General features: G+C 68.5%; 14 protein-coding genes and 1 pseudogene. 5 read left to right on the top strand and 10 right to left on the bottom strand.

Annotated elements, in window-relative coordinates; translation table 11 throughout:
• The 5 genes and pseudogenes from BLU04_RS01360 to cysT form a co-directional block, all read right to left on the bottom strand.
• The gene (locus BLU04_RS01360) at nucleotides 1–786 is read right to left on the bottom strand and encodes a TPM domain-containing protein (RefSeq protein WP_093281239.1); all 786 of its coding nucleotides are present in this window, start codon (nucleotides 784–786) and stop codon (nucleotides 1–3) included.
• Nucleotides 787–796: 10 nt separating this feature from the next.
• Nucleotides 797–1,441, bottom strand: coding sequence for a LemA family protein (locus BLU04_RS01355; RefSeq protein WP_093281236.1), 645 nt, complete (start codon nucleotides 1,439–1,441; stop codon nucleotides 797–799).
• A gap of 316 nt (nucleotides 1,442–1,757) precedes the next feature.
• Nucleotides 1,758–2,477, bottom strand: a pseudogene (locus BLU04_RS01350) (ATP-binding cassette domain-containing protein); the annotation flags it as partial.
• Complete coding sequence (gene cysW / locus BLU04_RS01345) at nucleotides 2,474–3,310, bottom strand: sulfate ABC transporter permease subunit CysW (protein WP_343124808.1); 837 nt, start codon at nucleotides 3,308–3,310, stop codon at nucleotides 2,474–2,476. The gene cysW and the pseudogene BLU04_RS01350, both read right to left, overlap by 4 nt.
• Before the next feature lie 116 nt (nucleotides 3,311–3,426).
• Nucleotides 3,427–4,293, bottom strand: a complete 867-nt coding sequence (cysT, locus tag BLU04_RS01340) for a sulfate ABC transporter permease subunit CysT (protein WP_093288383.1) — start codon at nucleotides 4,291–4,293, stop codon at nucleotides 3,427–3,429.
• A gap of 287 nt (nucleotides 4,294–4,580) precedes the next feature.
• On the opposite strand from cysT, the gene BLU04_RS01335 reads away from it, so the two are divergent.
• The 3 genes from BLU04_RS01335 to BLU04_RS01325 are packed head-to-tail and all read left to right on the top strand — an operon-like array spanning nucleotide 4,581 to nucleotide 10,926.
• Nucleotides 4,581–8,372 carry a filamentous hemagglutinin N-terminal domain-containing protein gene (locus tag BLU04_RS01335; RefSeq protein WP_093281230.1) on the top strand — a complete coding sequence of 1,264 codons (3,792 nt, stop codon included), beginning with the start codon at nucleotides 4,581–4,583 and terminating at the stop codon, nucleotides 8,370–8,372.
• A 23-nt stretch (nucleotides 8,373–8,395) separates the two neighbouring features.
• The gene (locus BLU04_RS01330; protein WP_093281228.1) at nucleotides 8,396–10,108 is read left to right on the top strand and encodes a ShlB/FhaC/HecB family hemolysin secretion/activation protein; all 1,713 of its coding nucleotides are present in this window, start codon (nucleotides 8,396–8,398) and stop codon (nucleotides 10,106–10,108) included.
• Nucleotides 10,109–10,149: 41 nt separating this feature from the next.
• Complete coding sequence (locus BLU04_RS01325) at nucleotides 10,150–10,926, top strand: TSUP family transporter (RefSeq protein ID WP_093281226.1); 777 nt, start codon at nucleotides 10,150–10,152, stop codon at nucleotides 10,924–10,926.
• Nucleotides 10,927–10,945: 19 nt separating this feature from the next.
• Here BLU04_RS01325 and BLU04_RS01320 read toward each other — a convergent pair whose 3' ends face one another.
• On the bottom strand, nucleotides 10,946–11,812 hold the full coding sequence (locus BLU04_RS01320; protein WP_093281223.1) for an alpha/beta hydrolase fold domain-containing protein: 867 nt from the start codon (nucleotides 11,810–11,812) through the stop codon (nucleotides 10,946–10,948).
• A gap of 176 nt (nucleotides 11,813–11,988) precedes the next feature.
• Between BLU04_RS01320 and BLU04_RS01315 the strand changes: the two genes are divergently transcribed.
• Entirely contained in the window at nucleotides 11,989–12,381 is a 393-nt protein-coding gene (locus BLU04_RS01315) for a BlaI/MecI/CopY family transcriptional regulator (RefSeq protein WP_093281221.1), read from the top strand.
• Nucleotides 12,378–15,146: an ankyrin repeat domain-containing protein gene (locus BLU04_RS01310; protein WP_093281218.1), complete on the top strand. Its 2,769-nt coding sequence runs from the start codon at nucleotides 12,378–12,380 to the stop codon at nucleotides 15,144–15,146. Before BLU04_RS01315 ends, BLU04_RS01310 begins: the two co-directional genes overlap by 4 nt.
• 12 nt (nucleotides 15,147–15,158) lie before the next feature.
• On the opposite strand, the gene BLU04_RS01305 is transcribed toward BLU04_RS01310, so the two are convergent.
• The 4 genes from BLU04_RS01305 to BLU04_RS01290 form a co-directional block, all read right to left on the bottom strand.
• Complete coding sequence (locus BLU04_RS01305; protein WP_093281216.1) at nucleotides 15,159–15,872, bottom strand: lipoate--protein ligase family protein; 714 nt, start codon at nucleotides 15,870–15,872, stop codon at nucleotides 15,159–15,161.
• A complete protein-coding gene (locus tag BLU04_RS01300) occupies nucleotides 15,869–16,819 on the bottom strand; it encodes a dienelactone hydrolase family protein (RefSeq protein WP_093281213.1) in 951 nt (316 codons plus the stop codon). Before BLU04_RS01300 ends, BLU04_RS01305 begins: the two co-directional genes overlap by 4 nt.
• Before the next feature lie 26 nt (nucleotides 16,820–16,845).
• Nucleotides 16,846–18,102, bottom strand: a complete 1,257-nt coding sequence (locus BLU04_RS01295; RefSeq protein WP_093281210.1) for a Glu/Leu/Phe/Val dehydrogenase — start codon at nucleotides 18,100–18,102, stop codon at nucleotides 16,846–16,848.
• Nucleotides 18,103–18,199: 97 nt separating this feature from the next.
• Complete coding sequence (locus BLU04_RS01290; RefSeq protein WP_093281207.1) at nucleotides 18,200–18,775, bottom strand: aminodeoxychorismate/anthranilate synthase component II; 576 nt, start codon at nucleotides 18,773–18,775, stop codon at nucleotides 18,200–18,202.
• Nucleotides 18,776–18,785 lie beyond the last annotated feature (10 nt).

Genomic DNA, 18,785 nt, shown 5'->3' with positions numbered 1-18,785 from the left:
TTACCAGCTCCCTCCCGCGCCGCCGCCGCCGAAGCTGCCGCCGCCCCCGCTGAAACCGCCTCCCCCGCCACCCCCTCCATCGCCTCGACTCCATCCGCCGCCGAGGCTGGAGCCGAGACCGCTTCCGATGCCGAAGGGAACGATGCCGCTCGAAGTATAGTGACGCCCGCCGCCGACTTTCATCCGGCTGAGGACCCAGAAAATGAGGAAGACGCCGATCAGGAAGCCGATGCCGAGGCGCTTCCCCGATTGGGCGGCCCGCTCGTCGCCGACGGTCTTTCCGTTGCCGACGAAGGGCTCTCCCTTGGCGGCGGAGATCAGGGCGTCGGCCCCGGCCTCGATGCCGCCGTCGAAGTCCCCGGCGCGGAGGCGCGGGGTGATCCGCTCGGAGATGATCCGCTTCGCGGTGACGTCGGGGATCACCCCTTCGAGGCCGGTGCCGACCTCGATGCGGAGGCGGTGTTCCTTGGCGAAGAGGAAGAGGACGACGCCGTTGTTCCGCCCTTTCCGGCCGATGCCCCAGGCCTGGGCCATCCGGTAGGTGGCGTCCTCGACGGCGCCGCCGTCGGGGAGGGCGGGGAAGAGGGCGACGACGATCTGGGTCGAGGTCTCCCGCTCGAAGGCGCGGAGCTTCCCGTCGATCCGCGCCTTCGCGGCGGGGGAGAGGAGCCCGGCGTAGTCGTTGCACCACGCGGCGGGCGCGGGCGGAACGGCGTCGGCGGCCCCGCCCTTCCCGCACGGGAGGAGGAAGAGCCCGAGCAGGAGGAGGAGCGACGCGGCCTTCACCGGATGCCCTTTACTTGACGGGGGTCGGCGGGTTGCTGTTGCTGTTGAAGTCGAACTGGACCTTCGGGGCCGTCTCCGCCCCGGCGGCGGCGGCGAAGTAGGCCCGTTCCTTGAAGCCGAGGAGGGGGGCGTAGAGGACGGCGGGGAAGCGGCGGATGGCGGTGTTGTACTGCTGCGCGACGACGTTGAAGTTGTTCCGGGCGACGGCGATCCGGTTCTCGGTCCCCTCGATCTGGGCCTGGAGGTCGCGGAAGTTCTCGGAGGCCTTCAGGTCGGGATATTTCTCGGCGACGACGAGGAGGCGGGAGAGGGCGCCGCCGAGCCCGGCCTGGGCCTGCTGGAAGGCGGCGAGCTGGGCCTGCGTCGGCGCGGTCCCGGCGGGGAGGGTCACCTGGCCGACCTTGGCGCGGGCCTCGGTGATGTCGGTGAGGGTCGATTTCTCGAAGTTCGCCGCGCCGGAGACGGTGGCGACGAGGTTCGGGATGAGGTCGGCGCGGCGCTGGTAGCTGGTCTCGACGTTGGCCCAGGAGGAGGAGACCCCCTGGTCGAGGGCGACGAGGCCGTTATAGGAGCCGATCAGGGCGATCGCGAGGCCGGCGAGGAAGAGGAAACCGACGGCGACGACGCCGAGGATGATTTTGAGAGGGGTGGTCATAGGATGGGGTGGGGAAGAGTAGCATGGATGGCGGGGATGTAAAAGGGTGTTGGGGGGGGTGGGGGAAAGGGGGCGCGGGACGGGGAGCGCCCTTCGGGGCTGGCGGGGGCGACCCTGTACAGCTGGAGGCGACCCGCTTTATAGCCCAAGAGGGGCTTTGCCCCTCCTGGAACTTGTCTCCCGACCCTGCAAGTTAGTTTCCCCTTTACGAGGTATTGCGCTATCGCGTAGGCAGTCCCCTTCGGAGGGCCTGAACTTGGCGGACGCGTTTTGGCGGCGCCTATACCATCGCGCCGGGGTGGAGGTCTTCTCCGAAGCCGATGAAGGCGCGGACGAAGTCGTCGGCGGGGGTGGAGCGGACTTCTTCGGGGGTGCCGATCTGCCGGATGCGGCCTTCGCCGAAGATGACGACGCGGTCGGCGAGGCGGAAGGCTTCCTCCTGGTCGTGGGTGACGAAGAGGCTGGTGATCTTGGTCTCGTCGTGGAAGGTGCGGAGCCACTTGCACAGCTCGAGGCGGACGCGGGCGTCGAGGGCGCCGAAGGGCTCGTCGAGGAGGAGGATCTGGGGCTCGATGGCCAGGGCGCGGGCGAGGGCGATGCGCTGGCGCTGGCCGCCGGAGAGCTGGGTGGGGAACCGCTGCTCGTAGCCGGTGAGGTGGATCAGCTCCAGGAGCTCGCGGACGCGCTTCGCGATCCCGGCCTCGTCGGGGCGCTGCTTCCGGGGACGGACGCGGAGGCCGAAGGCGATGTTCTCGAAGACGTTCATGTGCTGGAAGAGGGCGTAGTGCTGGAAGACGAACCCGGCCTTCCGCTGGTAGGCGCTCTTCGTGGTGACGTCGACGCCGTCGAATTCGATCCGGGCGGGGCCGTCGTCGGGCGATTCGAGGCCCGCGATGATCCGCAGGAGGGTCGTCTTGCCGGAGCCGCTCGGCCCGAGGAGGGCGAGGAGCTCGCCGGGGCGGATCTCGAGGTCGATGTCCCGGAGGGCGGCGAATTTGCCGAAGGTCTTGTTGATCGCGGTGATGCGGATGCTCATTTGGCGGGGGCGGGGGGTTCGGCGGTGTCGGCGGCGGCGGACGAGGCGGCGGTGAGGTGGTGCTGCGAGCGCCATTCGATGAGGGTCTTCAGGACGAGGGTGACGAGGCCGAGGAGGGAGAGGACGGCGGCGAGGGCGAAGGCGGAGGAGAGGTGGTAGTCGTTGTAGAGGTTCTCCACCTGGAGGGGCATGGTGCTGGTGATGCCGCGGATGTTGCCGGAGAGGACGGCGACGGCGCCGAATTCCCCCATGGCCCGGGCGTTGCAGAGGACGAGGCCGTAGAGGAGGGCCCATTTCACCTTGGGGATGGTGATGCGGAAGAAGATCTGCCAGCCGCGCGCGCCGAGGGAGAGGGCGGCTTCCTCCTCGGCGCGGCCGAGGCTTTCCATGAGGGGGATGAGGTTCCGGGCGACGTAGGGGAAGGTGACGAAGACGGTGCCGAGGACGAGGCCGGGCAGGGCGTAGGCGATCTGGAAGCCGTGGGAGATGAGCCACGGGCCGAAGAGGCCCTGCCGCCCGAAGAGGAGGAGGAAGACGAGGCCGCCGACGACGGGGGAGACCCAGATGGGAAGGTCGATCAGGATCTCGAGGAGGCGCTTCCCCTTGAAATCGAACTGGGAGATGAGCCATGCGGCGGCGAGGCCGAAGAGGACGTTGAAGGGGACGGCGATCGAGGCGACGGTGAGGGTGAGGCGGATCGACTCGGCGGTGCCGGGATCGTCGTAGGCGGCGGTCAATCCGGCCCAGCCCTTGGAGAGGGCCTCGTGGAAGACGATGACGAGGGGGAGGATGAGGATCAGGACGATGGAGAGGACGGCGAGGCCGATGAGGATCCACCGGACGGGGGCGGGCTCGGTCCGCGAGGCGGCGGCCTGGGCGCTGGCCGACCGGGAGGAGCGGGCGACGAGGGTGTTCGCCTTCGTCAGGGAGGGCGCGGCGGAGGCGGGGCTCACGATTCGTCCCCCCCGTGGCCCGAGGTGTGGCGGGCGTGCCAGCGTTGGAGGAGCGTGACGGTGGCGAGGATGACGACGGAGAAGAGGACCATCGTCGCCCCGATGGCGGCGGCCCCGGCGTAGTTGTACTGCTCCAGCTTGTGGATGATGAGGATCGGGGCGATCTCGGTCTTGAAGGGGATGTTCGCCGCGATGAAGACGATGGAGCCGTATTCCCCGACGGCCCGGCCGAAGGCGAGGGTGATGCCGGTGATCCAGGCGGGGACGAGGGCGGGGAGGATGACGCGGCGGAAGGTCTGCCAGCGGTTCGCGCCGAGGCAGGCGGCGGCTTCCTCGACGTCGGCGTGGAGGCTCTGGATGACGGGCTGGACGGTGCGGACGACGAAGGGGAGGCCGATGAAGATGAGGGCCAGGGTGATCCCCGTCTGGGTGAAGGCGACGCGGATGCCGTAGGGGGCGAGGAGGGAGCCGATCCAGCCGTTGGCGGAGTAGAGCTGGGTGAGGGCGAGGCCGGCGACGGCCGTGGGGAGGGCGAAGGGAAGGTCGACGAGGGAGTCGAAGAGGCGGCGGCCCGGGAAATCGTAGCGGGAGAGGACCCAGGCGATGACGAAGCCGACGGCGCCGTTGACCAGGGCGGCGAGGGCTGACGACTGGAGGCTGACGCGGAAGGAGTCGACGACCTCGGGCTCGGTGATCGTCGCCCAGAAGAACTGGAGGGCGCTCTGCCCCGCCTCGACTGCCTCCTGGGGCGGGACGAGGGAGCGGTGGAAGAGGGCCGCGATGGGGAAGAGGACGATGAGGCTGAGCCCGAAGACGGTGTAGCCGAGGGAGATGCCGAAGCCGGGCAGGATATGCTTCCGCATCCGCCGCCAGCGGGGGAGCGGCGCAGGGAGGGGGGCGATCGGGAGGGGAGGCGTCGTCGTCATTCGGATGAAAGGCGTCGGGAAACGATAGAATTAAAGAGAGGTGGGAGCCATATCAATACAAATAGATAGATTTAGTATCCTAATGCGTGATTTTGTTTTTCAAATTGGATGAATCGGGTTGTTTACTGGAATAGCATTCTTTGACTGTACTCTGGGAATCTGGGCTCAATAAGTACAAATACGCAGGTCGTATCGCAGCTCATCTAATTGATAAAAGGGATATTATGACGAAAAGGGACGCTTCATCGGTTCGGGTCTTCTCGCACGCCGGTTTCCGCCGCTACGCGGCGATGCTCCAGCTCGCGCTGGTCGGGGTCCTCGCGGCTCCCAGTTCCTCCCATGCCACCGATCTGCCGACGGGCGGGACCTTTCAGGCGGGCGCGGGGACGATCAGCACCAGCGGCAACACGATGAACGTCACGACGACGACCGCCCAGACGGTGATGGGGTGGACCGATTTCTCGATCGGCGCCGGGTTCACGACGAATTTCAACCAGCCCAATAGCAGCAGCACGGTGTTGAACAAGGTGACCGGCGGCAACGTCTCGAACATCTACGGGACCCTCAGCTCGAACGGCAACATCATCCTCATCAACCCGAACGGCGTCCTCATCGGGCCGGGCGGCGTCGTCAACACGCAGAGCTTCACCGCGTCGACCCTCGATCTCGTCAGCGGTTCCCCCTCGGCGGGCACCTACGCCGGGAACTCGAACGCAACCATCGTCAACCTCGGCACCATCACCGCCAACGGCGGCGATATCTTCCTCATCGCGAAGCATGTCTCGAACGGCGGCGTCCTCAAGGCACCGAACGGGACCGTCGGCCTCGCCGCCGGGACCCAGGTGACCCTCGCCGAGGGCGGCGACAACCGCGTCTCGGTCCGCTACGACACCGGCGCCCGGGACGGCATCGGCGTCGAGAACACCGGGACGATCGCGGCCCTGAAGGCCGAACTCGTCGCCAATGGGAACATCTACAGCCTCGCGGTGAACAACACCGGCCTCATCCGCGCCACCGGCGTTTCGAGCGTCGGCGGCCGGGTCCGCATCACCGCCTCGGGCGGGACGGCGCAGAACAGCGGGACGATCATCGCGACGAACGGGACGAAGGGCGGCGAGGTCTCGATCACCGGCCACGACGTCCACCTCGCCTCGACCTCGGTCGTCGACGTCAGCGGCGCGAACGGCGGCGGGACGGCGAAGATCGGCGGCGGTGCGCAGGGCGAGGACGCCACCCTCGAGAACGCGACGAACACGACGATCGACGCCGGGGCGGTGATCCATGCCGACGCGACCGACAGCGGCGACGGCGGCACCGTCGTCGTCTGGGCCGACGGAAGGACGGCTTTCTCGGGGGCCATCACGGCGCGGGGCGGCCCGAACGGCGGCAACGGCGGCGCGGTCGAGGTCTCCGGCGTCACCGGCTTCGACTTCGAGGGCACCGTGAACACCCTCGCCCCGAAGGGCGTGGCCGGTTCGCTCCTCCTCGATCCGTCCGATCTCACGATCTACAGCACCTCCGGCAGCGCCAGCACCTCGGGCAAGACGGTCCTCTCCTGGGAGACGATCCAGAACTCCCTGGGAACGAATGGAACTCTCACTGTCCAGACGAAGGACTACCAGTTGAACGCGAACGACTTCGGCGGCATCGTCATTGCGGACAGCTTCACCCTCAACACAGGGGCCAATCTCATCTTCGCCGCGCAGGGGGCGATCACGATCAACACCGGCATCACTATCGCGAACACGGGCTCCGGCACGCTCACCCTCCGGGCCGACAGCATGGCCTATGGCGCGAACCTCCCGTCCCCGGCCACCTCGACTTCCGCCTCGACCCTCGCCGTCGGCAACGCCCTCGGCGGCGGCGGCACGGTGACGAACAACGGGACGATCAACTGGGCGGGAAAAGTCACGATCTACTACGACCCTGTCAGCTACGCCTCTCCGATCACCAGCTATTCAAACGCCGGCGCCGGAAGCCTCACCGCCTACATGCTGGTGAACACGGCGTCCGACCTCACCGCCGCCGCCACCGCGATCAACGCGAACGCCAGCGGCGCGGCCGCCGCGAATTACTCCCTCAACCAGTCGATCGACCTCGCCTCGGCCTCGTGGACTCCCATCGGGAGCAGCACGACGCCCTTCACCGGCATCTTCGACGGCAATTCCAAGACGATCAGCAACATCGTCGTGAGCGGCGGCAACGGAAGCAACTACCTCGGCTTCTTCGGTTACGTCCAGGGCGGCACCGTCTCGAACGTTACCCTCCAGAACATCTCGGTCACCTCGACGGCGACGACGGGTACGGTCAACATCGGCGGCCTGATCGGTTACGCCGATTCGGCGAAGATCAGCGGCGTCAGCTTCAGCGGGAGCACGAACACCGTCACCAGCACCTCCGGGGCGAGCAGCAACGCGGGCGGCCTCGTCGGCGTCGCCGCGGGGACGACGAGCGTCTCCGGCTCGAACAACGCGAGCGTCAGCGGCGGGACGGCGGGCGGCCTCGTCGGTTACCTGACCGGTACCTCCACGGTCACCGGGTCGAATTCGGGCGTCATCTCCGGGACGGGCGGTTACGCCGGCGGCCTCGCCGGTTACGTCGATTCCAACGGCGCTCTCTCGAGCCTCACGAACAACGCCGCCGGCACCGTCACCGCCTCGGGCGGGAGCGCCTACGCGGGCGGCATCTTCGGTTACCTCTCGGGGAGCGGCACGGTCTCCAATCTCAGCAACGCGGGCGCGGTCAACGGCGACAACGCGGGCGGCCTCTTCGGCTACCTCGACGCGGCCCGCACGGCCACCCACGGCGTCAACAGCGGCGCGGTCACCGGTACCCTCGTCGCGGGCGGCCTCGCGGCCATCGCGGCGAACGGCTCGACGATCACCAACTCCTACAACACCGGGACCGTCAGCGGGGCCGGGATGGTCGGCGGCGTGGTGGGCGATCTCCACGGGACGATCAACTACACCTACAACTCGGGTCTCATCCAGATCACCACCGGCCAGACGGGGAACTATCTCGGCGGCCTCGTGGGCACCCTCGAGAGCGACGGCCTGATCGAGAACTCGTTCAACGCGGGAACGCTGCGCAGCACCTCGGGTTCCAGCTCGTGGGGGACGGCGACCTACGCGGGGGCGCTGGTCGGGAACAACCTCTCGGTCAACACCAGCCTCACGACGACGACGATCAGCTCGAGCGGCAGCAGCTCCAGCACCACCTCGACCGACACCACCGGGGCGGTCTCCCTCGGCAGCACGACGAGCACCTCCGCCGGGACGACGACCACGACGACGACGACGGCCTACGCCGGGATCTGGACCAGCTACTACGGCTCGGGGTCCTACAGCACGGGCGGCATCTCCTCCTCCATCGGGACGTCGAGCAGCGTCTCGGGCGCGACCGCCGGGGACAGCGGCTACAGCGGCACCTTCGCGAGCGACTCGAGCAGTTCCTCCTGGTACAGCACGACGACGAACTGGACCTCCTCCGCCTGGCAGAGCAGCACGGTCTGGAACCTGACCGGCACCGGCCTCCCCACCTTCATCGTCAGCGGCGGCGGCGGGGGCGGCGGCGGGAGCGGGAACCACGCGCTCAGCGGCGATCCGAATGCGACGGCCAACGCCAACAAGGCCGCCCTCTCCTCGGCCCAGTCGAATTCGGCGGGGATCGGTACGGCGGTCTACGTCGACGGCATCGGGGTCGTCGTCCTCCCCACCGTCGCGCTCCAGCCCCAGGCGCCGGTCCAGGGCGGCAACGGCACGGCCTCGGCGATCGGCAGCTCGACGGCGGGCCTTGGCGGCGACGGCGGCACGCCCCACAGCCTCGCCTTCACGCCGGTCGATACGGGCGACCAGGGCAACCGGCAATACGCCCCGATCTTCGACAGCCCGACCCTTCCCGGCGCGCTGCAGCACGTGAGGCCGATCAGCACGACCTCGAACGAAGGGGTCTCCTTCGGCCATCCGACCTTCGGCGGCACCCATAGCACGATGAGCTATACCGACCCGAACCATTGATTTCCCCTTCGCCTTCGCGTCCCATGAAAAAGTTCCTGTTCCTTTCCCTCCTTCCCGTCCTGGCTCTCTCCGCGCACGCGCAGGACCTCCAGCGCGTCATGCCCCACACGGCGCCCGACAAGAAGGTGAACGTCGAGGTTCCCGAGACCGAGCCGCAGCCGGTCCCGGGCGGCACCGAGGTCGTCGTGAAGAAATTGCGCGGCATCAAGTTCGTCGCGGGCAAGACCGTCGTCCCCGGCGGCGTCCCCGCCTTCGACGGGATCGAGGCCGAGGGGCTCCCGTTCCTCCAGGACGAGAAGTTCCAGGCGAAGCTGAAGCAGGACTACCTCGGCAAGCCGGCGACCTTCGACACCCTCAACCGGATCACCCGCGACGCCACGACCCAGTACCGCCACAGCGACCACCCCGTCGTCGACATCGTCGTCCCGGAGCAGGACGTCACCGACGGCATCCTCCAGGTCGCCGTCGTCGAGGGGCACGTGAACCAGGTCCGCAGCGAGGGGCAGAAGTGGTTCTCCGAGGAGATCCTCGTCTACCGCACCGGCTTCCGTCCCGGGGACCGGATCTCGGAGAGCCGCGTCGTCGAGAACCTCAACGACATGAACCGGAATCCGTTCCACTCCTCCAACGTCGAGCTCGCCCCCGGGCCGACCTTCGGGACGACCGACCTCGTCCTCAAGACCGAGGACCGCTTCCCCGCCCGCTTCTACACCGGCTACGACAACACCGGCAACGAGATCACGGGGCAGGACCGCTACAACTTCGGCTTCAACTACGGGAACCTCTTCGGGATGGACCAGCAGCTGAACTACCAGTTCACCTCGGACAACGCCTTCGAGCGTTTCCAGGCCCACGCCGGGAGCTACATCGTCCCCCTGCCGTGGCAGCACACGTTCACCCTCTTCGGCGGCTACATTGACAGCGTCGGCCATCCCTCGGGGACGAACCTCGTCGGCAAGGCCTGGCAGGCGAGCGGCCGCTACAACGCGGGCCTCCCCACCCTCGGCCGCTACAGCCAGAACATGAGCGTCGGCTACGATTTCAAGGAGTCGAACAACGACCTCGAGTTCGGCGGGGCCGACATCTTCAACACGAACACCCACATCTCCCAGTTCCTCGTCAGCTACAACTGCACCTACCACGAGCCCTCGGCCCTCACGAACCTCCTGCTCAACTGCTACATGAGCCCGGGCGGCCTCGGGACCCACAACCTGACGAGCGACTTCCAGATCGCCCGCTACAAGGCGCAGGACGATTACGTCTACGGCCAGCTCGCCCTCGACCGGACGCAGCGCCTTCCGGGCGACTTCACCTGGTTCTTCAAGGGCCTCCTCCAGGAGTCGAGCGCCAACCTCCTCGGCAGCGAGCAGATCGGCATCGGCGGCGCCGACGCGATCCGCGGCTACCGGGAACGCGAGGCCAACGGCGACAACGGCTACCAGATCACGAACGAGATCCGGACGCCGCCCGTCTCGATCAAGGGCGTCGCCACCGAGAAGGGGCCTTCCGATTCGCTCCAGTTCATTGCCTTCTGGGACTACGGCTGGGTCCGCAACGTCCACCTCCTCCCCGGCGAGGACGCGAACGTCTATCTCTCCAGCATCGGGCCGGGCGTCCGCTACGCCATCGGCCAGTTCGTCTCGGTCAAGTTCGACTACGGCTTCCAGCTGACGAATCCCGGCCTCGGCGATCCCGACAGCTCCCGCGGCCACATCGCCGTCACGGTCGCCTATTGAGGCGTATTGATCGCGGGGCGCGTTGGGCCTAGGTTGGGTCCATGGCCCCGCTCGAACCGTTCTCCATCGCCTTCCTCGGCGCGGGGGCCTTCGCGGCGGGGCTCGTCGACGCCGTCGTCGGCGGGGGCGGGCTGATCCAGTTCCCGACCCTCTTCAGCGTCTTCCCCCAGCTCCCCCCGGCGACCCTCTTCGGGACGAACAAGATCGCCTCCCTCTGCGGGACGAGTTACGCGACCTACCGCTTCGCCGGACGGATCGCGATCCCCTGGGCCGTCGTCCTCCCGGCGGGGCTGGCGGCGCTCGCCTTCTCCTTCCTCGGGGCCCACTCGGTGACGCTGCTGCCGAAGGCGATGCTGCGGCCCCTCGTCCTGGTGCTGCTGATCGCCGTGGCGATCTACACGTTTTGGCACAAGGATTTCGGATCGCTCGACAAGGGCCACGTCGTCGGCAGGCGGAGCATCGCCGTGGCGGGCCTCGTCGGCGCGGTGCTCGGCTTTTACGACGGCTTCTTCGGGCCGGGGGCGGGGAGCTTCCTCATCTTCGCCTTCATCCGCTGCTTCGGCTTCGACTTCCTGAAGGCGTCGCTCTCGGCGAAGTGCGTCAACCTCTGCACGAACGCCGGGGCGCTGGTCGCCTTCGGCTGGACGGGCCACATCCTCTACGGCGTCGGCCTCGGCATGGCCGCGTGCAACGTCGCGGGCTCGTGGGCCGGGTCGTATCTTTCATTCCGGCACGGGACGGGATTCGTCCGGGTCGCCTTCCTGGTCGTGGCGACGCTGCTGATCGGGAAGTTCGGGTGGGATACGTTCCGGGGGTGAGGCGCCCGGAGGGGGGACGCTATTGCGGGGGCATCGCCTTCCCCTGGAGGAAGGCGGCGAGGAGGTCGGTCCAATGGGCCGCGCTGGCCGGGGCGATCGCCGCCACGCCGAAGCCGTGGGCGACGTTGGGGAGGAGCTGGAACGTCGCGGGGCCGGTCGCCTCCTTCCATGCCGCCGCGTAGGCCTCGGCACCCTTGATCCAGCCCTCGTTGTCCTTGTCCCCGATCACGACGAAGAGGCGGCCCGACTTCGGCGGCGGCGTCACGACGAGGTCGCGTTTGTCGAGGTAGGCGGGATAACCGAGGATGAGGTCGTCGGGCTGCTCGGCCGGGTCGAGGGCCTGGACGGTCCGCGTCGCGAGATGGCCGCCCGCCGAATAGCCCATGATGCCGAACCGCCCGCCGTGGAGGCCGAGCGCGGCGCCGCCCGAGCGGACGAGCCGGAACGCCTGCAGCGCGTCGGCCAAGGCGAGCTCCATGGTTTGCCGCCGCGCCGCGCCCTCGTCGAGGCCGCGGACTTCGGGCGCGCTCAGGAGGTGGTATTCGAGCATGGCGACATCGAAGCCCTGCTCGTTGAGGAAACGGGCGGTGTTCTCCCCCTCATGGACGACGGCCAGCACCCGATACCCGCCGCCGGGAAGGAGAAGGAGGGTCCCCAGCGGCGTGGCGGCATGGGTCCGGTAGAGGAGAAGCGCGGGCGCGCGGAAATCCCTCACCAATTCCTTCTCGACGGGATTGCCCTCCGGCAGCGGCTTCCCGTCGAGGGAGACGCAGGCCGGGAGGATCTCCGGCGTCTCTTCCGCCTGCGCCGGGACGATCGGCGCGGCGTTCAGGAGGAAGGCCAACCCGATCGCCAGGGATCCCTTGAAAAGCGTGTCGCGAGTCATTCCCGAGGTTTTAAGCGTTGGCGGGGGAAGCGCAATCCTCTCGTCGCACCCTACAATAGCATTGAGCGGGGAAAGAGGGCGCAAAGGAGAGGGAAGCCGGCCGGGACTTTTTGTTTGCCCTTATCTACGAAAATTATCGTAGACTCTACGAAGATCTTCGTGATAAAGATCGGCCCATGAAGAAAGAACCCGGCAAGGCGCTGGCGGAACCGACCGATTCCGAACTCCAGATTCTCCAGGAGTTATGGAATCGGGGCGAGGCGACGGTGAAGGAAGTCCACGAGGCGCTGACGGCCCAGGGGAAGACGACGGGCTACACCACCGTCCTGAAACTCCTCCAGATCATGACGGAGAAGGGACTCGTCGTCCGCGACGAGGCCCGCCACGCCCATCTCTACCGGGCCGTCCGTTCCGAGGACCGGACCCAGCGGCAGCTGTTGAGCGGCATTCTCGACAAGGCTTTCCGGGGATCGATGGCCAACCTCGTGATGCAGGCGCTCGCCACGAAGCGGGCGACGGCGGGGGAGTTGAAGGAAATCGAACGGCTGATCAAGCGCCTCTCCTCATGAGCCTTTCTTCCCTTTATGTCGCGGCCTGTGGCGAGGCCTGGGTGCGGGAACTGGGCCGGGTTCTGGTCGCTTTCCTCTGGCAGGGGGCGGTGATCGGCGGCCTTGCGGCGCTCCTGGTGCGGCTCCTGCGCCGGGAGGCGGCTTCGCTCCGCTATCTGGTGCTCTGCGGGGCTCTTCTGGCCTGCATCCTTTGCCCGCTGGCAGGGTGGCGTGGCGCGTCTTCCGGGGCGGTGAGGTTGCAGCCTCTTCCCGTGGCGGTGGTCGTGGAGGAAGGGCGTCCTTTCCCGCCTTCCGTCTCTTCCCCCGTGCCGCATGCGGCGGCGGCCTCTTCGCCATCGGTATCGGAGGAGAGGGCCGCCGTGGGCGTGGGGCCGTTCGGGGAGGGGAGTGCCATGGCGGCGGGGAAGGGGAGCGGCGCCTTCTTTGCGATCGCCGCCCTCGGTTGGCTCGGAGGGGTGGCGGCGCTCAGTTTCTTCCTCGCGGGAGGCTGGTTCCGCCTCTGGCTGATCCGCCACCGTGCCCTCCCGGTGGCCGATCGGGGCTGGCAGGAACGGCTCGACCGGCTGGCCGGAACGATGGGGATCGCGAGGACGGTGGCGCTGCTCGAGTCGGCCTGGGTCGAGGTGCCGATGGTGGCAGGGTGGCTCCGCCCGACGTTGATCGTCCCGGTCAGTTTCTTTTCCGGCCTGACCCCCGCGCAGGTCGAGGCGATCTTCGCCCACGAGCTCGGCCATGTGCGGCGGCACGATTACCTGGTGAACCTGTTCCAGGTGGTCGTCGAGACGCTCTTTTTCTACCACCCGGCGGTCTGGTGGATCGGCCGCCGCCTGCGCGAGGAACGGGAACATTGCTGCGACGACATCGCGCTCGAGGTGGTCGGGGACCGGGCGGCCTACGCGCGGGCCTTGGCGGCGCTGGAGATGGGCCGGGGCGGGGCGGAGGTGTGGGCGATGGCGGCGGACGGGGGATCGCTGCTGGGGCGTCTCGGCCGGTTGACGGGCGGCAGCGCTCCTTCGCCGGTCGAGACGGCGCGGCGGCGTTGGCTGACTTCGGCCTTCGTGCTGCTGGTGGCCTGCGGCGTTGGCGGCCTTGCCGTGGCGGCGAAGGCCCGGCGGGATCGCGAGGCCGACGCGGCGCTCTTCACGGCGATTCAGACGGAAGGGAAGTGGAACCACGTCGACTTCAAGAAACTCCTCGACCGGCATCATGACCGGATCGACCGGGCGCGGGACGGGGAGGGGAGGACGCTGCTTCAGCTGGCGGCGGAGAAGGGCTGGTGGAACGATGTCTACGTGCTGCTGGTCTCCGGGGCCGACATGGAGGTGAAGGACGCCAAGGGCCGGACGGCGCTGTGGAACGCGCTCTCCCGAGTTTTCTCGGAGGAACCGCCCGCCACGGGGCGGGCGGCGCAGCGGGAGGCGCTCACGCATGACAGCTACGGACATCAGTTGATTCGGGATTTGCTGCTGTTGCGGGGGGCGGATGTGAACGGGAGAGATGCCTCGGGGGAGACGCTGCTGGGGGCGATGGTCCGGAATGGCGACGTGGAATCGGCCCGCCTTCTGCTGCGCCGGGGAGCCGAGCTCGATCCGAAGGGGATGCGGCCCGACGCGGGACCCTTCGCCCTCGCGGAGCGGCTGGGGAAGCCGGAAATGGTCGCCCTCGTCGAGGCGGTCCGGTTGGAGAGGGCGTCGAAGGCGGCCCCGGCCCAAGCCCCGGCCGACGCGGCGGTGCAGGAAGAGCTGGGGGACGCGGCCTGGCGGAACGACCTTCCGGCGCTCGATGCGGCGCTGGCGAAGGGAGGCGACCCGAACGGCCTCGATAAAAACGGGCAGACGCCGCTTCTGCGGGCGATCTCCCATCAGCGGGAGCATGCCCTGGTCGTCCTGCTGCTGGCGGGAGCCGATCCGAGCAAGCCGAACGCCCAGGGGACGATGCCGGTGCCGAGGACCTTCACGTGGTTCGGCATGACGGCCGATTACATGCGGATGGCGCTGATCGTCGGCGGGGCCGACCTGGGGCGGCCGACGAAGGACGGGCAGACGCTGATGCAGGAGGCGGCGAGGAAGTCGAGCGAGATGGGGATCCAGCAGATGGCCTTCGCGGGGGTCGATCCCCGCAAGGGGCCGCCCGATGCGACGCCGATGCGGATCGCGAGCGAGGCGGGATTCGACGCCGTCGTCGAGCTGCTGCAGCACAACGGCGTGACGGAGGCTCCCTTCGACAATCCCGATCCGAAGTGGCAGATGAAGCAGGCGATCAAGCGGGGCGACGTGGGGAAGATCTACGACCTGATCCACGCCGGATTCCCGGTCGACGGGGAGGTGACCGATGGAGGGGACAACGGGGTGATCCTGGCGATCGGCTCGTTCCGCTTCGATTCGGCGCGGTTCCTGGTGCGGCAGGGGGCCGACGTGAATTTCCAGAACCCGAAGACGGGAAGGACGGCGCTCCACGCCTCGACGATGTGGCTGGCCGGGGAGAACGAGGATTTCCGGGAGCAGATGCTCCAGGCCGGGGCCGATCCGAACCGGCCCGACCACAAGGGCTTCACCCCCTTCATGGCGGCCTGCACCTACGGCGACGTGAATCCGAAGATCACGCAGATGCTGGCCCATGGGGCCGACATCAACCGGGCCGATAGCGAAGGGCATACGGCGCTCTACTTCGCCAGGAAAGCGGGCCAGCCCGATGCGGCGCAGTATCTTCTGGCCCGGGGAGCGGTGGAGTCGGGAACGCCCTATGTCCCTCCCGCGACCCCGTAGGGAGGGGCGCTTTTACCGCTCCCGATTCCAGGCGGCGGTGGCGTAGCGGGTCGCCTCCAGCTCGGCGGCGAGGGCTTCTTCCTCTTCGGTGAGGGCGGAGGGAAGGAGCTGGCAGCCCATGACCTTGGCGAAGGCGGGGGGGAGGAGGGCGCGGAGGGCGGGGTTCAGCGCGGCGCTTTGCTCGGGGGTGGGGAAGAGGATGCTGCCCTGCTGCAGGAAGCCGTCGCGGGTGCGGCGCTGGGCGGCTCCGGCGATTTTCTTGCCGTCGAGGATCACGTCGAATTTCACCGCCTTGCGGAAGCAGGCGGCGTCGTCCCAGTCGTCGCAGCCGGGGGCGAGGACGGCCGCGACGCCGATCTCCCCGAGGGCGGCGGCGACGGCTTCGTGGAGCTTGGAGTAGCTCTCCGAGGTCGAAAGCTGGCCGAGGGGATGGCTGCGGGGGGCGACGACGGTGTAGGTGACGTCGCGCTCGTGGTCGACGAGGCCGCCGCCGGTGTAGCGGCGGACGAAGCTCCGGCCCTTGGCATCGGCCTCCTCGGCTTTCTGGAAGTAGCCGAGGCTGACGTCGGGGGCGCTCCATTCGTAGACGCGGAGGACCGGTTGCGCCCCGGGTTCCCCGGCGAGGCGGAAGAGGGCCTCGTCGACGGCCATGTTCCGGGCGGCGGCGCCGGGGCCGTCGAGGAGGAGTCGCCAAGGGACGTGCGTGTCGGCGACGGGCGGGGTCATGGGGTCGTCGCCGCCTCGGCGGGGGCGACGGGGGAGGCCTTCGGCGCGGGGGCGTCGGCATCCTTGTCGCGGAAGGGGTTCATCGAGTCGATGGCGCCGATGACGGCGTTTTTCTTCTCGGGCGCGGCGAAGCTTTTCCGGAGGAAGGCGTCGAGGCGGGCGAAGGAGGGCTCGGGGAGGAGGAGGAGGGCGCTGGGCTCGGTGCCGTCGGGAAGGGTGCCGAGGTCGGCGGTGTGTTTCGAGTCCTTGAGGAGGGAGGCGAAGGCGTCGCGGGCCTCGGGGGTGGCGGCGGTGCCGAAGAGGACGAGGAGGTCGGGCCGTTTGTCGAGGCGGGCGACGGTCTCCTCGGGGAAGGAGCAGGGGCCGCCGACGAGGACGAGGGTGTCGAGGCGGGCGGCCTTGGGGGTCCCGGCCTTCGCGGCGGAAACGGCGAGGCCGTTCCCCGCGCCGAAGCCGACGAGGGCGACGCGCCCGGCGCGGAAGCGGGGGCTTTCCCGCAGGAAGCGGACGGCGGCGCCGAGGGTCTTCGCGGCGGTCTCCGGGGTGACGTCGCGGATCAGTTCCCCGGCGCGGAGGGGATCGGCGGTGGTCTGGCCGCTGAAGAAGTCGGGGATGAGGACGATGTAGCCGGCGTCGGCGAGGCGGTCGGCGAGGGTCGAGATGCCCCAGTTGAGGCCCCAGCCGTCGTGGGCGAGGACGATGCCGCCGATGGGGGGCTGGTCGGGGATGGAGAGGTAGGCGATGTCGGCGCTGCCGAAGTCGTCGAGGCGGATGACGATGCCCTGCGTCTTCTGGCCCTGGCCCGCCTTGTCGGCCCCGGCGGCGGCGGTGGGGGCCGGGACGCTGCTGCCGCCCTTCGTCCCGCCGCCGCCCGGGAGGGCCGTGGCGGCGGAGACGGAAGCGAGCGAGAGGACGAGGAGGAGGGCGGAGGGGAAGAGGCAGCGCATGGTTGGGGCGGTCGGGACGAGGGATATTAGGGGAAGAGGCCCCGGGCGGCCTTGGCGTCGGAGACCTTGCGGATGCCGATGGAGAGGGCGGCGATCCGCATGGGGATCTTTTTTTCCTCGGCGGTCCGCATGACCTGGGTGAAGGCGTGGGTGAGGATGCGGTAGAGCTTGTCCATGACCTCGGCCTCGGTCCAGAAGAAGCTCTGGAGGCCCTGGACCCACTCGAAGTAGCTGACGATGACGCCACCCGCGTTGCAGAGGATGTCGGGGATGACGAGGATCTCGGGCCGCTGGTCGAGGATGGCGTCGGCTTCGGGGGTCGTCGGGCCGTTGGCCCCCTCGGCGAGGATGCGGCACTGGATCTTCGCGGCGTTGGCCCCGGTGATGACCTGTTCCTTGGCGGCGGGGATGAGGATGTCGCAGGGCTGCTCGAGGAGCTGCTCGTTGGTGATGTGTTCCCCTTCGGTGTATTCGGCGAGGGAGCGGCCGCTGTCGACGAACTGGCGCAGGGCGACGACGTCGATGCCGTTCGGGTTGTAGATCGCGCCGGAGACGTCGCCGATGCCGATGACCTTCGAGCCGTACTGGGCCATGGCGATGGCGGCGTAGGTGCCGACGTTGCCGAAGCCCTGGACGATGACGCGGCACTCGGCGGGGAGCTTCATCTGGTGGGCGGCGTGGTGGGCGAGGAAGGCGATGCCGCGGCCGGTCGCCTCGTTCCGACCGGCGGAGCCGCCGAGGCCGAGGGGCTTCCCCGTGACGACGCTGGGGACGGAGTGGCCGATGTGGGTCGAGTAGGTGTCGAGGATCCACGCCATGGTCTGGGGATTGGTCCCCATGTCGGGGGCGGGGACGTCGACCTGCGGCCCGATGAAGGGGATCAGTTCCTGGGTGAAGCGGCGGGTGATCGCCTCGTTCTCGCGGAGGCTGAGCTTGCGCGGGTCGCAGGCGACGCCGCCCTTCGCGCCGCCGTAGGGGAGGTCGACGAGGGCGCACTTCCAGCTCATCCACATGGCGAGGGCGGCCGATTCGCCCATGTCGAGGTCGGGGGCGTAGCGGAGGCCGCCCTTGGTGGGGCCGAGGGTGAGGTGGTGCTGGACGCGGTAGCCGCTGAAGACGCGGACGTCGCCCGAGTCCATGCGGACGGGGATCGAGACGGCGATGGCCCGCTTCGGCCACTTGACGCGCTCGCGGACGGCGTCGGGGAGCTGGAGGAAGTCGGCGGTGCGGTCGAACTGGCTGCAGGCCATGCGGAAGACGCTGTTCTGAAGGAGGAATTCCATAGCGGTGGAGGTGGTGGCTGTCAGTGGCTGCTGAGGCGGTGGTTTGGTTTTTCCGCCGTGGCCCCCCGGTCACGGCGTGAAAGGGAAAGGAAGGAACCTAGACTTTCAGGTCGAGGAAGTTCTTCAGGATCGTCTTGCCCGCCTGGGTGAGGATCGATTCGGGATGGAACTGGACGCCGTGGACGGGGAATTCCCTGTGGCGGAGGCCCATGATCTCCAGGTCGTCGCCCTGGACGGTGGCGGTGATGACGAGGTCGGCGGGGAGGGTGGGACGCTCGACGATGAGGGAGTGGTAGCGGGTCGCCTCGAAGGGGTTGGAGAGGCCGGCGAAGACGCCGGTGCCGTCGTGCCGGATGGGGGAGGTCTTCCCGTGCATGAGGCGGGCGGCGCGGATGACGTTGCCGCCGTAGACCTCGCCGATGCACTGGTGGCCGAGGCAGACGCCGAAGATGGGGGTGCGGGGGCCGAAACGCTCGATGACGCCGCAGGAGATCCCGGCGTCGCGCGGGGCCTTCGGGCCGGGGGAGATGACGATGTGGGTCGGCTTCAGCTCGGCGATCCCGTCGAGGGTGATCTCGTCGTTCCGCTTCACGAGGAGGTCGGCCCCCATCTCGCCGAAGTATTGGACGATGTTGTAGGTGAACGAATCGTAGTTGTCGACGATGAGGATCATGGCGGCGGGA

Source organism: Verrucomicrobium sp. GAS474 (assembly GCF_900105685.1).
In the GTDB taxonomy this organism is placed as follows: Bacteria; Verrucomicrobiota; Verrucomicrobiia; order Methylacidiphilales; family GAS474; genus GAS474.
The sequence above is the reverse complement of the archived record's forward strand: the minus strand, read 5'-3'. Positions and strand labels throughout refer to the sequence as shown.

Excerpts from the sequence above, each read along its gene's own strand:
- BLU04_RS01310 (WP_093281218.1), top strand. The coding sequence starts at position 12,378 with ATGAGCCTTTCTTCCCTTTATGTCGCGGCCTGTGGCGAGGCCTGGGTG.
- BLU04_RS01355 (WP_093281236.1), bottom strand. The coding sequence starts at position 1,441 with ATGACCACCCCTCTCAAAATCATCCTCGGCGTCGTCGCCGTCGGTTTC.
- BLU04_RS01300 (WP_093281213.1), bottom strand. The coding sequence starts at position 16,819 with ATGCGCTGCCTCTTCCCCTCCGCCCTCCTCCTCGTCCTCTCGCTCGCT.
- BLU04_RS01320 (WP_093281223.1), bottom strand. The coding sequence starts at position 11,812 with ATGACTCGCGACACGCTTTTCAAGGGATCCCTGGCGATCGGGTTGGCC.
- BLU04_RS01295 (WP_093281210.1), bottom strand. The coding sequence starts at position 18,102 with ATGGAATTCCTCCTTCAGAACAGCGTCTTCCGCATGGCCTGCAGCCAG.
- BLU04_RS01315 (WP_093281221.1), top strand. The coding sequence starts at position 11,989 with ATGAAGAAAGAACCCGGCAAGGCGCTGGCGGAACCGACCGATTCCGAA.
- BLU04_RS01330 (WP_093281228.1), top strand. The coding sequence starts at position 8,396 with ATGAAAAAGTTCCTGTTCCTTTCCCTCCTTCCCGTCCTGGCTCTCTCC.
- BLU04_RS01335 (WP_093281230.1), top strand. The coding sequence starts at position 4,581 with ATGACGAAAAGGGACGCTTCATCGGTTCGGGTCTTCTCGCACGCCGGT.
- cysT (WP_093288383.1), bottom strand. The coding sequence starts at position 4,293 with ATGCGGAAGCATATCCTGCCCGGCTTCGGCATCTCCCTCGGCTACACC.
- BLU04_RS01290 (WP_093281207.1), bottom strand. The coding sequence starts at position 18,775 with ATGATCCTCATCGTCGACAACTACGATTCGTTCACCTACAACATCGTC.
- BLU04_RS01305 (WP_093281216.1), bottom strand. The coding sequence starts at position 15,872 with ATGACCCCGCCCGTCGCCGACACGCACGTCCCTTGGCGACTCCTCCTC.
- BLU04_RS01325 (WP_093281226.1), top strand. The coding sequence starts at position 10,150 with ATGGCCCCGCTCGAACCGTTCTCCATCGCCTTCCTCGGCGCGGGGGCC.